We start from the raw sequence: 14345 nt of genomic DNA on the forward strand, positions 1-14345 counted from the left end.
TGGCATCCACCACAATCCAATGGCATCCACCAGATTCCAATGGCATCCACCAGAATCCCAACGGTCGGCATGCACCAGATTCCCAATGTCGGCACCCGCCAGAATCCCGATGTCGGCACCCACCAGATTCATTCATCGCGTGTCGACCAAGGTCGACACCTACCAGGGCGATGCGTCGTTCAGCGTGCGGCGACGCTCGCGCTGTGCGGCAGCTTGCACGCCGCCAACGCTTCACTGCCTGCGGCCGGATGTTCCGGCTCCAGCAGCAACCGCTGCACGTCCGAGAACAGCTGCTCCACCGGCATGCCGTAGGGCGCGAACAGGCGCAGGCGACCTTGGCGGTCGAACACGTAGCCGCCAGCGATGTGGCTCATCGTGTAGGTGTCCGGCAGCTGCCCGGGCTCCTTCTCGTAGAACGCCTTGAAGTCACTGGCCATCGCCGAGAGCTGAGCCTCGTCACCGACCAGTGCCATCGCCTTCGGGTCGAACGCATGCACATAGGTATGCGCGACTTCGGGGGTATCGCGCGCCGGATCGACGCTGACGAACACCACCTGCAGCTGGTCGGCATCCTTGCCCATCAGGTGCTTGACCTGGCTCAGTTCGACCATGGTGGTCGGGCACACGTCCGGGCAGCTGGTGAAGCCGAAGAACAGGTAGGTCACCTGCCCCTGCAGGTCCTTCGGGCCACGCAGGGTGCCGGCGCTGTCAGGCATGGTCCAGTGCTGGCCCAGCTCTTCGCAGGCGATGTCCTTGGAATAGAAATCCATGCGCGACTGCGCGCTGCAGCCGGCCAGCAGGCCGAGTGCGAGGCCTGCGGCAAGCAGCGGCAGGCGCAGGGAACGAACAACGGAAGCAACACGCATCACGGGTACCACCAACACGAGGTGGGCGCGGTCTCGGTCAGGCCTGCCCTGGGGGAAGAGAGGGCTGAGGTGCCAGGGCGATCGCGCACTCCTTGCCGATCGCCCCGGCCACGGTCAGTTGATCATCATGTGGTAGTGCATGCTCCAGATGATCCAGATCGACAACGCGACCACGATGAACAGGATCACCAGGGTGAACACGAAGCTGGCGAGGTTCCAGCCACCTTCGGACTTGCGGTCCATGTGCAGGAAGTACACCAGCTGCACCAGGATCTGCGCGACCGCGAAGCCGACCAGCAGGAACAGGGTGACCGGCCGCGACAGCACCGGGTTCATCACCAGCGCGAACGGCACCACCGTCAGCAGCGCGCACAGCACGAAGCCGATCAGGTAGGACTTGGTGGAACCGTGCGCATTGCCGGCGCGCGAGGTTTCGACGTGGGCCATGTCAGAAGGCTCCGATCAGGTAGACGAAGGTGAAGACGCAGATCCACACCAGGTCCAGGAAGTGCCAGAACAGGCTCAGGCAGGACACGCGGGTGATGTTGGTCGGGGTGAGGCCGCGGCGATACACCTGGTGCATCACCACCGCCATCCAGATCAGGCCGCTGGCCACGTGCAGGCCGTGGGTGGCAACCAGGGCGAAGAACGCCGACAGGTAGGCACTGGTGCTGGGACCGGCACCTTCATGGATGAGGTGCGAGAACTCGTACAGCTCCATGCCGATGAACGAGGCACCGAGCACGAAGGTCACGCCCAGCCAGCGCAGCACCGCCGCCTTGTCCAGGCGGTGCATGGCCAGCACGGCCTGGCCATAGGTGATGCTGGACACCAGCAGGATGAAGGTCTCGGCCATCACGAACGGCAGCGAGAACAGTTCCTTGCCGGTCGGGCCGCCGGCGTAGGCGGTGCTGAGCACCGCGTACGAGGCAAACAGCGAGCCGAACAGCACCAGGTCGGACATGAGGTACACCCACATGCCGAACACCTTCATGCCGCCCTGTTCGTGGGCGTGATCGTGCTCATGATGGTCGTCGTGGACCAGCACATCGCTGTCCAGTTGCGGACGGGTCAACAGGTTCATGCGCCTGCCTCCTGCAGCTTGGCGTGGTTGGCCGCTTCGGTACGCGCCACCTCTTCGGAGCTGACGTAGTAATCCACGTCCTCGTTGTAGGAGCGCGCGATCAGGGTGACGATCATCGCGATGAAGCTGGCACCGGCCATCCACCAGATGTGCCACACCAGGGCGAAGCACAGCACCAGGATCCAGACGTTTAGGATCAGCGGCACACCGGTGTTCTTCGGCATGTGGATCGGTGCGTACTTCTTCGGCGGCGGCGGCAGGCCACGCTTCTTCGCTTCGTGGAAGGCGTCCAGCTCATCGGCCTTGGGCACCACGGCGAAGTTGTAGAACGGCGGCGGCGACGGCGTGGCCCATTCCAGCGTGCGTGCATTCCACGGGTCGCCGGTGAGGTCGAGGTTGCGCTTGCGGTCGCGCACGCTGACGTAGATCTGCACCAGCATCAGGATGATGCCCGCGAACACGAACAGCGCACCGATGAAGGCGGCGATCAGGTACGGCGTCCACGCCGGGTTGTCGTACTGGTTCATGCGCCGGGTCATGCCCATGAAGCCCAGCATGTACAGGGGCATGAAGGCCAGGTAGAAGCCGATCACCCAGCAGGCGAAGGACCACTTGCCCAGGCGCTCGTTGAGGGTGAAGCCGAACACCTTCGGGAACCAGTAGACGAAGCCGGCCAGATAGCCGAACAGCGCACCGCCGATGATGGTGTTGTGGAAGTGCGCGACCAGGAACAGGCTGTTGTGCAGCAGGAAGTCCGCGCCCGGAATGGCCAGCAGCACGCCGGTCATGCCACCGATGGTGAAGGTGACCAGGAAGGCGATGGTCCACAGCATCGGCACGCTGAACTCCACGCGGCCGCCGTACATGGTGAACAACCAGGTGAAGATCTTCACGCCGGTGGGGATGGCGATGATCATCGTCATGATGCCGAAGAAGGCATTGACGCTGGCACCGGAGCCCATGGTGAAGAAGTGGTGCAGCCAGACGATGAAGGACAGGATGCCGATCGCGAGGGTGGCGCCGACCATCGACTTGTAGCCGAACAGCTTCTTGCGCGAGAACGTGGCGGTCACTTCAGAGAAGATGCCGAACGCCGGCAGCACCAGGATGTACACCTCCGGGTGGCCCCAGGCCCACACCAGGTTCACGTACATCATCGGGTTGCCACCCAACGTGTTGGTGTAGAAGTTGAAGTCCAGGTAGCGGTCCAGGGTGAGCGCACCCAGGGCTACGGTCAGGATCGGGAAGGCGGCGATGATGATCACGCTGGTGACCAGCACGGTCCAGGTGAACACCGGCATCTTCATCAGCGTCATGCCCGGCGCACGCATGCGCAGGATGGTGATGAACAGGTTGACGCCGGTCAGCAGGGTACCGATGCCGGAGGCCTGCAACGCCCAGATGTAGTAATCGACACCGACCCCGGGACTGAACTCGATGCCCGACAGCGGCGGATAGGCGACCCAGCCGGTCATCGCGAATTCGCCAACACCCAGCGAGATCATCATCAGCGCAGCGCCGACCACGAAGATCCAGAAGCTGAAGGCGTTGAGGAACGGGAACGCCATGTCGCGCGCGCCGATCTGCAGCGGCACGATGATGTTCATCAGGCCGACCACAAACGGAGTGGCCACGAAGAAGATCATGATCACGCCGTGCGCGGTGAAGATCTGGTCGTAGTGTTCCGGTGGCAGGAAGCCATCGCTGCCCGGCCCGGCCGCCGCCAGCTGTGCGCGCATCATCAGTGCATCGGCGAAGCCGCGCACCAGCATGACCAGCGCGACGACCACGTACATGATGCCGATCTTCTTGTGGTCCACCGTGGTGAACCAGTCGCGCCAGAGCACGCCCCACAGCTTGAAATAGCTCACCGCGCCGAGCAGCGCGAGGCCGCCCAGCACCATGGCCGCCAACGTGACCACGACGATCGGCTCGTGCAGCGGCACGGCCTCCCACGTCAATTTACCCAACATGTTCATTACTCCTGGGAAACCTGGGCACCGCCGGCAGCGCCCGCCGGGGTTGCAGCAGCGGTGTTCTCACCAACGCCGATGAACTGGTCGATGACCTTCTTGAACAGCAGCGGTTCGACGCTGGAGAAGTGCTGCACCGGCGCGTTCTTCGACGGCGCGGCCAGCGCCTTGAACTGCTCGAAGCTGAGCGCATCCGGCGCGCTGCGCACCTCGGCCACCCAGCGATCGAAGTCTTCGGTGCTGCTGGCGGTGGCGATGAACTTCATGTTCGAGAAGCCATGGCCGCTGTAGTTGCCGGACATGCCACGGAACTGGCCGGGCTCGTTGGCGATCAGGTGCAGCTGCGTGCGCATGCCGGCCATCGCGTAGATCTGTCCACCCAGCTGCGGGATGAAGAAGGTGTTCATCGTCGAGTTGGAGGTGATGTTGAACGCCAGCGCGCGGTTGGCCGGGAAGTTGAGCTGGTTGACGGTGGCGATGCCCAGGTCCGGGTACACGAACACCCACTTCCAGTCGGTGGCGATCACGTCCACGTGCAGCGGTTCGCCGGCCACGTCCAGCGGCTTGTACGGATCGAGCTCGTGGGTGGACTTCCACACGATCACCGCCAGCACCGCGATGATCAGCAACGGCACGCCCCAGACCACCACTTCCACCTTGGTGGAGTGCGACCAGTCCGGCGTGTACTTCGCCTTGGTATTGCCGGCGCGGAAGCGCCAGGCGAACACGAAGGTCAGCACGATGGCCGGCACGACGACGATCAGCATCAGGCCGATGCAGATCAGGATCAGGTCGCGCTGTGCGATCCCGACCATGCCCTTCGAATCCAGCAGCACCCAATCGCAGCCCGTCAGGGCGATGCAGGCCAGGGCGACCAGCGCCAGGCGGATGCGGTTCCAGCAGATATTCATTGGTGGTCAACCCTGTTGAAGATGCGCGCTTGACCGGCTCGCCTGCGCGCAGCGCCCGGGCGTGGAGCGGCTACACTGTGGGTACGAGGTCGCCTACAAGCAGGCGAGCCACTCCAATCAAGCCCATACAAGATACAGCATTGTATGGACTTGTGCATCTGCACGTATGGAAAAATCCGACCGATGACGCCTCCTGCTGCCGGCCGCCGCCTGAAACACCCCAACCGGACCTGGGTCCGCCCGTTCCGTGAGGGCGCAGGACCGCTGTACCTGCAGATCGCCCAGCAGGTGCGTGAGGCGGTGGACGATGGCGTGCTGCGGCCGGGCGATCGCCTGCCGCCGCAGCGCGACCTGGCCCAGCAGGTGGGGGTGGACCTGACCACGGTCACCCGCGCCTTCGCCGAACTGCGCCAGGCCGGCCTGCTGGACGCGCAGGGCGCGGGCGGCACCTTCATTGCGATGTCCGCCGGCAACCGCAGCACCTCGGTCGACCTGAGCATGAACATCCCGCCGCTGCTGGGCAGCGCGCCGTTCGCACAGGGCATGGAGGCCGGGTTCCAGCACCTGGGCCAGCAGCTGGGCCAGGGCGAGCTGATGAGCTACCACGTCGGTGCCGGCAGCCGCGACGACCGCGCTGCGGCCGTGCAATGGCTGGCGCCGGTGCTCGGCCCGGTGGGCGCCGAGCGGGTGGTGATCTGCCCCGGCGCGCAGACTGCGCTGTGCGCACTGATCCTGGCCCGCACCCAGCCGGGCGAACTGATCGCCGCCGAGCAGTTGACCTACCCGGGCCTGCTGGCCGCTGCGCGCGTGCTGCAGCGGGGCGTGGTGCCGGTGGCGATGGACGCCGAGGGCATGCTGCCCGATGCCCTGGACGAAGCCTGCCAGCAGCGCCGGCCGCGCCTGCTGTACCTGGTGCCGACCATCCAGAACCCGACCACGGCGACGATGTCGGCGCAGCGCCGGCAGGCCCTGCTGGCGGTGGCAAGGCGGCACGAACTGACCGTGGTCGAGGACGATCCCTACTGGCTGCTGGCCGGCGATGCCGCCCCGCCGCTGGCCGCGCTGGCCGACGGTGGCTGCCCGGTCTACTACATCTCCACCCTGTCCAAGTGTCTGGCCCCCGGCCTGCGCACGGCCTACCTGGTGGTGCCGGGCGGCGAGCCGATGGAGCCGGTGCTGGACGCCCTGCGTGCGATCGCGCTGATGCCCACCCAGTCGATGGTGGCCGTGGCCTCGCACTGGATCCGCACCGGCCAGGCGCAGGCGATGGTGCAGCGCTTCCAGCAGGAACTGCGCGAGCGCCAGGCCATTGCTGCCCGCTACCTGCCCGCCCGCCGCCAGGCCCACCCGGCCGGCCTGCATGTGTGGCTGCCGTTGCCGCCGCGGCTGGACCAGTACCGGCTGATCCAGGCGGCACAGGAACAGGGCCTGGGCATTGCCAGCTCCGACGCCTTCAGCGTGGAGGAACCGCCACCGGGCAACGCCATCCGCCTGTCGCTGGGCGGTGCGGTGGACCAGGAGGCACTGGCCGGCGCGCTGGCCAAGCTGAACGAGATCCTGTCCGAGGCGCCCGACGCGCGGCATTCGGCGATCGTCTGAGCCATCCCGTGGGTCATACCCATACAAGATGATATCTTGTATGCAATGTATGGACGGAGGATGTGCCGCAGATGGCCGCCGACAAACTGAAGTTCCACCTGGTGATGGCCGGCTGCGGCGGGTTCGTCGTGCTGATGCTGGCCGCCCTGGCCTGGGTCTGCCTGCAACCGCAGACCGTGGATGTGCAGGCCGCCGAGCGCCACGCCATTGAACAGTGCCTGCAACGCAGCGAGGACGCGGCGCGCAGCGAGATCCAGCGCCGCGCCCAGGCCGACTCCTGCCGCGAGATGCGCAAGCAGTACGTGCACAAGTTCGGCGCGGACGGCTCCTGATGGGCGCAGCCGCGCCGCGCCCACGCCGTTCGATGCTGCCGGTGATGATCGCCCTCGCCTGCCTGTTCATGGCCGGCGTGGCGGCGGCACTGTGGCAGTACTTCGGCTATGGCGAGCAGTCCACGTTCGCCGAACAGGCCATCGTCTTCGATGACTCGCAGCTGCGGTTGCCGGCGGAACTGGCCGGCGACACCGGCCGCATCCGCGTGGTGCATTTCTGGGACCCGGCCTGCGGCGTGTGCAACCGCGAAACCGGTGCCCACCTCAGCTACCTGATCAGCATGTATCGCCGCGCCGGCATCGACTTCTATGCCATCCGCCGACCCGGCACCCAGGGTGAACTGCCTGAGCCGCTGCGCAGCAAGGTGATCACCCTGCCGACCATTGACGGCATCGGGAACATTCCGGCCAGCCCGGCGGTGGCGATCTGGGACCGCCAGGGCCACCTGGCCTATGCCGGCCCGTACAGCATCGGCATGGTCTGCAATTCGGCCAACAGCTTCGTCGAACCGTTGCTGGACAAACTGGTGCGCGGGGAAACCGTGCGCCCGAAAGGACTGCTTGCCGTGGGCTGCTACTGCCCCTGGCAGGCCCAGCGCTGAGGACGCGCGATGACATCACCGACGCTGGCCGGCGCAGCCGCCACAAACAACAACGGCGGTCACCTGTCCGAACCGACCGATGGTTATGGACAGGCTCCCGCCGTTGGAAGCAACGATACGCCCCGACATCCTCCGTACATGCCGCGACACGATGTCGCAGGGCCTGGCATTGCAGGGCTGGGCTGGGTGCAGGACGTGCACGTGCACAGCGGCCCGATCTACCTGCGCATCGTCAACACGCTGGAACGCACCATCAATCGCGGTGGCCTTGCGCCCGGACAACGGCTGCCCTCGCAGCGCGCGTTGGCGCAGCAGCTCGGCGTGGATCTGACCACGGTGACCCGCGCCTTCGATGAAGCACGCAAGCGTGGGCTGATCGAAGCACGCGGGCCACAGGGCAGCTTCATCGCGCCGCCCAAGGCGGGCTTTGACCAGGCCGTCGATCTCAGCATGAACGTGCCACCGGTACCCGACGCCGATGCACTGGCGGAAATGCTGCGTCGAGGCGCAGCGGCGGTGCTTGCGCGCAGCAATGCGCCGAACCTGATGACCTATCACCTGGGCGGTGGCAACCCGACCGACCGCCACGCGGCGGCGCGCTGGCTGCAGCCGATGCTGGGCACGGTGGACGATGCTCGCCTGCTGCTGACCGAAGGCGCGCAGGTGGCGCTGGCGGCGATCCTGCTCAGCCAGGGGCGCGAGGGCGATGCGATCCTCTGCGATCGGCTGGTGTATCCGGGTCTGCTGCAGGCCGCCGCCGCACTGGGACGGCGGCTGGTCACGGTGGAGGGCGACGAACACGGCATGTGCCCGGAGGCGCTGGCCCGCCGGGCGCGGGAATGCGGCGCGCGACTGGTCTACCTCAACCCCACCTGCCAGAACCCAACGGCACTGACCGTGCCCACCACGCGGCGCGAAGCGCTGGCGCGGGTGCTGGAGCGCGAAGGCCTGCTGGCGATCGAGGACGATCCGTACTGGCATCTGGCCGTCACCGCGCCCATTCCGCTGGCGACGCTGGCACCGCGACACGTGTTCCATGTGGCCACGCTTTCAAAGGTGATCAGCCCCGGCCTGCGTACCGCGTTCGTGCAATGCCCGGGCGCCGCCCATGCCGAGGCGATGGCCACCGCACTGCGTGCCACGCGGTTGATGGGTCACCCGCTGGTATCCGCACTGGCCAGCCAGCTGCTGCTGGATGGCTCGGCGCAGGCGCTGCTGGCGCAGGTGCGCGAGGAAGCGCGCGAGCGCACGCGGATGGCGCGGTATCTGCTGGCGCCCTCATTGCTGGAGCGCGCCGATGGGCTGCATGCGTGGTGCCGGGTGCCAGCGCCGTGGACCGACGCCACGCTGGTGCGTACGGCGCAGCTGCAGGGCCTGGCGATCGCGCCTTCATCGGCGTTCTGTCCGCCGGGCGCGCCGTTCGCGTGCGGCGTGCGACTGTCGTTGGGATTGGCTGCGGACCGGCGGCAACTGGAAAACGCGCTGCGGCGGATCGATCGGTTGTTGTTGTCCGATGCGCTGCCGGCCATTGACCGGTAGTGGAAAGGCATCCACGCATGGCGTGGATCTACTGGGCCTGTTCCGGTAGATGCCAACCTTGGTTGGCAATGCCCGTTCACGCCATGCGTGGATGGGTGTTGCGCCTGGTCGTGCCGGCCGCTGGCCGGCAACGGCATGCACACTACGGTCATGAGGTTGCCGGCCAGCGGCCGGCACTACCCCAGCGCGGCCAACGCCTGCACCAGCGCATCCATCTGCGCGGGGCGGGTGAACACCGATGGTGTCACCCGCACGCAGGCGCCGGAGTCCAGGCCATCGCGATGGGTGGTGAATATCCGATGTTCATCCAGCAGCCGTTTCTGCAGCGCCAGGTTGTCTTCCACCGAGTCATGGCCACGCAGGCGGAAGCTGGCCAATGCACTGGCCAACGCCGGATCCGGCGACGACAGCACCTCGATATGCGCCATCTGCCGCGCCGCCACCGTCCAGCGCTCACGCAGGTAGCGCAGCCGCGCCTGCTTGTTCGCTGCGCCGATGCGCTGATGCAGCGCGATGGCCTCCGGCAGCGCCAGATAGGCGGCGAAGTTGACCGTGCCGGTGTGCACGCGACTGCCCACGCGGCCGTCGTCGGTCTCGCCCATGTACGGATCCAGGTCGGCCACGCGTCCTTTGCGCACGTACATCGCGCCCACGCCCACCGGTGCGCCGATCCACTTGTGCAGGTTGATGCCAACGAAATCGGCCTTGAGGTCCGGCACCGCGTAGTCGATCTGGCCAAAGCCATGTGCGGCGTCAACAATCACATCGATGCCGCGCGCCCGCGCACGCTCGGCGAGCTCGGCCACCGGCAGCACCAGCCCATGGCGGTGGCTGACCTGGGTCAGCAGTACCAGTTTCAGGCGCGGCAGGCGCGCGAACGCCTCATCGTAGGCCTGCAGGATCTGCTCATGGGTGGGCACCACCGGTAGTGCGATGCGCTCGACCTGCACGCCACGACGCTGCTGCAACCAGCGCATCGCGTTGATCATGCTGTCGTAGTCGATGTCGGCGTACAGCACCTGGTCGCCCGCGGCCAACCGGTTGTAGCCGCCGATCAGCGCGAGCATCGCTTCGGTGGCGCCACGGGTCAGCGCGATCTCGTCGGCGCCGACGCCAAGCATGTCGGCCACCTGCCGATGCACGGCCACGTACTGCGCCGGGAACGCGTGGCGACCGTACCAGGCATTGCCCCGGTTCACTTCGGCGGTATGCCGCTGGTAGCTGGCCAGGGTCTGCTTGCCCATCGCGCCCCAGTAGCCGTTCTCCAGGTGGTTCACTTCATCGGTGATGTCGAAGTGGCTGGCGACGGCGGCCCAGTACGACTCGTCACGGGCCAGCACATCCGGCGTCGTGGAAGGTGCAGGAATGTCCATCGGCACAGCGTAGCGCGCGGCCGTCGGAGCAGCCAGCGCGGCAAGCGCCGCACTGGCCGGCAGCAGCGCGCCGGCACGCAGCAGGGAACGGCGGCGGCTGTCCATCAGAAGGTCAGCCGGTACTGCGCGTACACGTTGGCGCCGTCGGTGTCGTACGGCGCGTTGCGCGAATAGATCAGGCCACGGCTGGCCTGGAAGGTGGCCTCATCCGGGTAGCGGTCGAACAGGTTGTCGGCGCCCACGCGCAGGCTGTGGTGTTCGTTGATGCGATAGCCCACGGCCAGGTCGAGGAAGGTCATCGCACCGAACTGCTGGTAGATATCGCCGGTGGCATTGCCGGTGGAGTCGGTCCACTTGCCGTAATAGCGCACGCGTGCCATCAACGACCAGGCGCCGACGTCCCAGCTGCCGGTGAAGCTGCCCTTGTGCTCGGGCAGGCGGTCTTCGAACAGCACGCGCTGGGTTTCGTTGGTGGCCACCGAGGTGCTGCCGTTGTCGACGCGGGTCTGGTTGTAGTTGTAAGCCAGGGTCAGCGTCATCCGCCCTGCGCCGAGGTCGCGCAGGTAGTTGCCGACCACATCCACGCCGGTGGTGGTGGTGTCGAAATCGTTGGTGAAGTAGTTCACCGAGGTATAGCCCAGCGGGTTCGGCGTGCCGGCCGGAATGGCGAAGCTGGCCGACTGGCTGAAGCGGTCGCTGAGCGTGATCCGGTAGACATCGACCGACCCGGACAGGCCCAGCTCGGTGCGCCAGGTCAGGCCCAGCGAGGCCGTGCGCGATTCTTCCGGGGTCAGCGGCTTGGCACCCAGCAGCTGCGCCAACGGATCGCTGGGCGACAGGCGGCCGCTGGTGAAGATCTGTAACGTGCGCGTGTCCAGGCCCTGGGTGGTGCTGGTGGTGTTGAGCTGGGCCGGCGTGGGCGCGCGGAAGCCGGTGGAGAGCGTGCCGCGCAGCGCCACGTCCGGGGTGATCGCAAAACGTGCCGACAGCTTGCCATCCACCGTGCTGCCGAAGCTGGAGAAGTCTTCATAGCGACCGGCCGCGCCGATGCTCCAGCGCTCGCCCAGCGGCACTTCCATGTCCACGTAGGCGGCCTTGCTGCGCTGGCTCCACTGCCCGGCCTGGCTGGCCGAGAAGCCCGGCGCGCCGTTGGAATTGGCTTCCAGGCCCGCCGCAGCGCCACGGCCCACCGCATACGAGGCCGGGTCGCCGGCGCGCACCTGGTAGGTCTCCTGGCGGAATTCGGCGCCGAAGGCGACGTTGACCGGCTTCGACAGCGCAGCCACGTCCCATTCGTAGTTGAAGTCCGCATTGGCATTCTTCTCGGTCTGGGTCAGCCGGCCGAGGTCGAAGGAGGTCGGGCTGTCCGGGCCCAGCGAGGCGTTGATGGAGTTGTCCAGGCTGTAGTCGATGGCATTGCGGCCATACGAGGCGCTCAGGTCCCAGCGCAGCTTGGGCGTGATCTCACCCCGCAGGCCCGCAACCAGCTGCAGGTCGTTCTGGGTGTTGCCGTACTGCGGGCTGAAGCCCACTGGATACAGCGAGCGCAGGTTCCAGCCCGGGAAGATGCTGGTCGTACGGTACGCGCCGGTGGTGGTATCGGGGTTGCGCCAGTTGAAATCGCTGACGCCGTCGCTGTGGCTGTACAGGCCGAAGGCATACAACTCCAGGGTGTCGCTGGCATTGGCCTTCAGGTTGAAGCCCACGCGGCGGCTTTCCAGCTCCGGCTGGCCCCAGCGCTGCACCGGGTTGGGCACGTCCAGTTCGGGATGCGCGGCCTGGAAGGCGATGGCGTCGGGACGCTGGCGCGTGCGTGAGGTCGCATCGGAGTTGGACGATTCGGCGAACAGGGCGAGGCTGCCGTAGTCACCCAGCGCCCAGCCGGTGCGCGCACTGAAGTCGCGCGAGCCGCCATCGCCCTGCGCGTACTGCGAATAGCCCGCAGTGATCTCGGTGCCCGGGCTGTCCTCCAGGATGATGTTGATGACACCGGCGATGGCATCCGAGCCGTACTGCGCCGACGCGCCATCGCGCAGCACTTCGATGCGCTTGATGGCGCTGGTTGGAATCTGCGCCAGGTCGGCGGCCTGTGCGCCGCGGTTGCCAAGCAACGCACTGCGATGGAAGCGGCGGCCGTTGACCAGCACCAGCGTCTGGTCCGGCGACAGGCCACGCAGCGTGGCCGGGCGCACGAACACCTGGCCATCGGCCATCGGCAGGCGCTGCACCACGAACGAAGGCACCAGCTGCGCCAGCACGTCCTTCAGGTCGGTGGAGTCGACCGACTGGATGTCCTGCTTGGTGAACACGTCCACCGGCGCCAGGGTTTCAAACTGGGTGCGGTTGGAGGCACGGGTACCGGTGACCAGCATCGCATCGAGCTGGGTGGGCGCAGCGGCGTTGCCACCGCTGCTGGTGCCTGCCGTTCCGGCATCTGCAGCGATCGCGCCTCCTGCGCTGACCAGACCAAGGGCGAGGAGGATGGAACGCGACAGCTTCGAACGATGCACGGCAGGACTCCGGGAAGGCACGACAGGGCCAGGTGGGACCTGGACAAGGCGCGCAGTCTCGGGGCGGGATGTGAAGCAGCGATGACGTGGAGACGACAGTTGCGACCGCTGGAGGTGCAGCCGCCACCCATGCCGGGCTCTGCGCTATGCAGCGTCGTCGTCGAAGCCGAAGACGGCGGGCCGCGCCGTGCGCAGCGGGATGAACAGCGCGATCGCGAAAACGAACAGGAAAGGCGCGGAGAGGATGGCAGTGTCCTCGGTTCCGAAGGCAATCAGGTTCACCTGCAGTTGGCCGATCCACTCAAGGTCCATGAGCACCAGCACAAGGCCACCGATGGTCGGGCACGGCAGGCCGCCATGGCCTGCCATCAACAACGTGGGCGCCAGCAGTGCTGCCAGCAATGAGAACATCACCCGGTACAGCCAGGGGTCCCCGCGCCAGCGCGGTGCCCGCCGCCACATGAGCACCAGCAGCGCCAGTGGCAGCAGCGCCGGCAGCAGGGCAATCGCAATGATCATCACCATGCGGCGATCTGCGCGGTCTGGCTGATAGCGGTGACTTCCGGCATGTCCCTGGCCTCGATCGTGTCCATGAAGACCGCATTGTTGCCGGTGCAACGGCAAACGCAAAGCCCTGCCGGCGCAAGAACTGCTAAGCGCCCCACCCCGTCGATCCGGTACGCTGCCCGGCATTCGAACGAGGGAAAGCGCGATGAGCGCAGCCGGCAAAGCGTTGTGGTACATCGAAAGCCATGCCGACAAGCCGCTGGCGCTGGCCGACATCGCGGCAGCCGCCGGACTGTCGCCCTTCCACCTGTCACGCCTGTTCCAGGTCCGCACCGGCACGTCGGTGGTGCGCTACCTGCGTGGACGTCGCCTGACCGCCGCCGCGCAACAGCTGGCCAACGGTGCCGGCGACATCCTGCAGGTGGCGTTGGCAGCCGGTTACAGCACGCATGCCGCGTTCACCCGTGCCTTCTGCGAGCAGTTCGGGCAGACCCCGGAGCGCGTGCGCGAGCGGGGCCTGCAGGAACTGGCACTGGTGCACGCGATCCGCCTCGACGACGCGCCACAGGCCTGCACCGAGGCGCCCAGGCTGATCGACTGCACGACCTTCCAGGTGGCCGGCATCGGCATGCGCCACAGCCGCGACAGCGGCGGTGCGATTCCCGGGCAGTGGGCACAGCTCAACCGCGAATGGCCAACACCGGCGCCGGTCAGTTTCGGTGTGTGCTGCAACAGCGACGACGAGGGTGGCTTCGACTACATCGCAGCCTTGCCGGTGAACGCACTGCCATCGGTGCCTGCACACTGGCAGCGGGTGGATGTGCCTGCGCGCCGTTACCTGGTGGCCTGGCATGGCGCCCATATCTCCACCATCCGCTCGACCTGGTTCTGGCTGCTGGACCAGTACCTGCCGGCAAGCAGCCTCCACCTGGCCAACGCGCCGGATCTTGAACGCTACGACACCCGCTTCGACGAGCATACCGGCCATGGCGGCGTGGAGATCTGGCTGCCGGTCGATCACCGTCCTGACTGACCCGGAGAAACCGATG

Annotated in this window: 13 protein-coding genes; 5 read left to right on the forward strand and 8 right to left on the reverse strand. The window is 66.7% G+C overall.

Annotation, left to right across the window (positions count from 1 at the left end; translation table 11 throughout):
* Positions 1-179: 179 nt before the first annotated feature.
* The 5 genes from CLM74_RS20025 to cyoA all read right to left on the reverse strand — a co-directional run bounded on the left by CLM74_RS20025 (position 180) and on the right by cyoA (position 4834).
* Positions 180-866, reverse strand: coding sequence for an SCO family protein (locus CLM74_RS20025; protein WP_051501687.1), 687 nt, complete (start codon positions 864-866; stop codon positions 180-182).
* A gap of 114 nt (positions 867-980) precedes the next feature.
* Positions 981-1313 carry a cytochrome o ubiquinol oxidase subunit IV gene (gene cyoD / locus CLM74_RS20030; RefSeq protein WP_025877422.1) on the reverse strand — a complete coding sequence of 111 codons (333 nt, stop codon included), beginning with the start codon at positions 1311-1313 and terminating at the stop codon, positions 981-983.
* A 1-nt stretch (position 1314) separates the two neighbouring features.
* Complete coding sequence (cyoC, locus tag CLM74_RS20035) at positions 1315-1950, reverse strand: cytochrome o ubiquinol oxidase subunit III (RefSeq protein WP_080278337.1); 636 nt, start codon at positions 1948-1950, stop codon at positions 1315-1317.
* The gene (gene cyoB / locus CLM74_RS20040; RefSeq protein ID WP_105165057.1) at positions 1947-3923 is read right to left on the reverse strand and encodes a cytochrome o ubiquinol oxidase subunit I; all 1977 of its coding nucleotides are present in this window, start codon (positions 3921-3923) and stop codon (positions 1947-1949) included. The genes cyoC and cyoB overlap by 4 nt, the downstream gene beginning before the upstream one ends.
* A 5-nt stretch (positions 3924-3928) precedes the next feature.
* Positions 3929-4834: a ubiquinol oxidase subunit II gene (cyoA, locus tag CLM74_RS20045; RefSeq protein ID WP_105164805.1), complete on the reverse strand. Its 906-nt coding sequence runs from the start codon at positions 4832-4834 to the stop codon at positions 3929-3931.
* 183 nt (positions 4835-5017) lie between these two features.
* On the opposite strand from cyoA, the gene CLM74_RS20050 reads away from it, so the two are divergent.
* The 4 genes from CLM74_RS20050 (at position 5018) to CLM74_RS20065 (ending at position 8906) form a co-directional block, all read left to right on the forward strand.
* Positions 5018-6433, forward strand: a complete 1416-nt coding sequence (locus CLM74_RS20050) for a PLP-dependent aminotransferase family protein (protein WP_025877430.1) — start codon at positions 5018-5020, stop codon at positions 6431-6433.
* A gap of 71 nt (positions 6434-6504) precedes the next feature.
* Positions 6505-6765: a hypothetical protein gene (locus CLM74_RS20055; RefSeq protein WP_025877432.1), complete on the forward strand. Its 261-nt coding sequence runs from the start codon at positions 6505-6507 to the stop codon at positions 6763-6765.
* Positions 6765-7367 (forward strand): DUF6436 domain-containing protein, encoded by a 603-nt coding sequence (locus CLM74_RS20060; protein WP_105164806.1) that lies wholly within the window; start codon positions 6765-6767, stop codon positions 7365-7367. Before CLM74_RS20055 ends, CLM74_RS20060 begins: the two co-directional genes overlap by 1 nt.
* Positions 7368-7376: 9 nt before the next feature.
* Positions 7377-8906, forward strand: a complete 1530-nt coding sequence (locus tag CLM74_RS20065; protein WP_105164807.1) for a PLP-dependent aminotransferase family protein — start codon at positions 7377-7379, stop codon at positions 8904-8906.
* A 176-nt stretch (positions 8907-9082) separates the two neighbouring features.
* Here CLM74_RS20065 and CLM74_RS20070 read toward each other — a convergent pair whose 3' ends face one another.
* The 3 genes from CLM74_RS20070 to CLM74_RS20080 form a co-directional block, all read right to left on the reverse strand.
* A complete protein-coding gene (locus CLM74_RS20070) occupies positions 9083-10384 on the reverse strand; it encodes an aminotransferase class V-fold PLP-dependent enzyme (protein WP_105164808.1) in 1302 nt (433 codons plus the stop codon).
* Positions 10384-12789 carry a TonB-dependent receptor gene (locus CLM74_RS20075; RefSeq protein WP_105164809.1) on the reverse strand — a complete coding sequence of 802 codons (2406 nt, stop codon included), beginning with the start codon at positions 12787-12789 and terminating at the stop codon, positions 10384-10386. The genes CLM74_RS20070 and CLM74_RS20075 overlap by 1 nt, the downstream gene beginning before the upstream one ends.
* Positions 12790-12933: 144 nt before the next feature.
* On the reverse strand, positions 12934-13419 hold the full coding sequence (locus CLM74_RS20080; protein ID WP_234003400.1) for a hypothetical protein: 486 nt from the start codon (positions 13417-13419) through the stop codon (positions 12934-12936).
* A gap of 82 nt (positions 13420-13501) precedes the next feature.
* On the opposite strand from CLM74_RS20080, the gene CLM74_RS20085 reads away from it, so the two are divergent.
* A complete protein-coding gene (locus CLM74_RS20085; protein WP_105164810.1) occupies positions 13502-14329 on the forward strand; it encodes a helix-turn-helix domain-containing protein in 828 nt (275 codons plus the stop codon).
* The last annotated feature ends 16 nt before the right edge of the window (positions 14330-14345 follow it).

This window comes from Stenotrophomonas sp. MYb57 (assembly GCF_002966815.1).
Taxonomy (GTDB): domain Bacteria; phylum Pseudomonadota; class Gammaproteobacteria; order Xanthomonadales; family Xanthomonadaceae; genus Stenotrophomonas; species Stenotrophomonas indicatrix.

Bases quoted from the DNA above. Each gene is read 5' to 3' on its own strand.
- CLM74_RS20025 (WP_051501687.1), bottom strand. From the start codon at position 866: ATGCGTGTTGCTTCCGTTGTTCGTTCCCTGCGCCTGCCGCTGCTTGCC.
- cyoD (WP_025877422.1), bottom strand. From the start codon at position 1,313: ATGGCCCACGTCGAAACCTCGCGCGCCGGCAATGCGCACGGTTCCACC.
- cyoC (WP_080278337.1), bottom strand. From the start codon at position 1,950: ATGAACCTGTTGACCCGTCCGCAACTGGACAGCGATGTGCTGGTCCAC.
- cyoB (WP_105165057.1), bottom strand. From the start codon at position 3,923: ATGTTGGGTAAATTGACGTGGGAGGCCGTGCCGCTGCACGAGCCGATC.
- cyoA (WP_105164805.1), bottom strand. From the start codon at position 4,834: ATGAATATCTGCTGGAACCGCATCCGCCTGGCGCTGGTCGCCCTGGCC.
- CLM74_RS20050 (WP_025877430.1), top strand. From the start codon at position 5,018: ATGACGCCTCCTGCTGCCGGCCGCCGCCTGAAACACCCCAACCGGACC.
- CLM74_RS20055 (WP_025877432.1), top strand. From the start codon at position 6,505: ATGGCCGCCGACAAACTGAAGTTCCACCTGGTGATGGCCGGCTGCGGC.
- CLM74_RS20060 (WP_105164806.1), top strand. From the start codon at position 6,765: ATGGGCGCAGCCGCGCCGCGCCCACGCCGTTCGATGCTGCCGGTGATG.
- CLM74_RS20065 (WP_105164807.1), top strand. From the start codon at position 7,377: ATGACATCACCGACGCTGGCCGGCGCAGCCGCCACAAACAACAACGGC.
- CLM74_RS20070 (WP_105164808.1), bottom strand. From the start codon at position 10,384: ATGGACAGCCGCCGCCGTTCCCTGCTGCGTGCCGGCGCGCTGCTGCCG.
- CLM74_RS20085 (WP_105164810.1), top strand. From the start codon at position 13,502: ATGAGCGCAGCCGGCAAAGCGTTGTGGTACATCGAAAGCCATGCCGAC.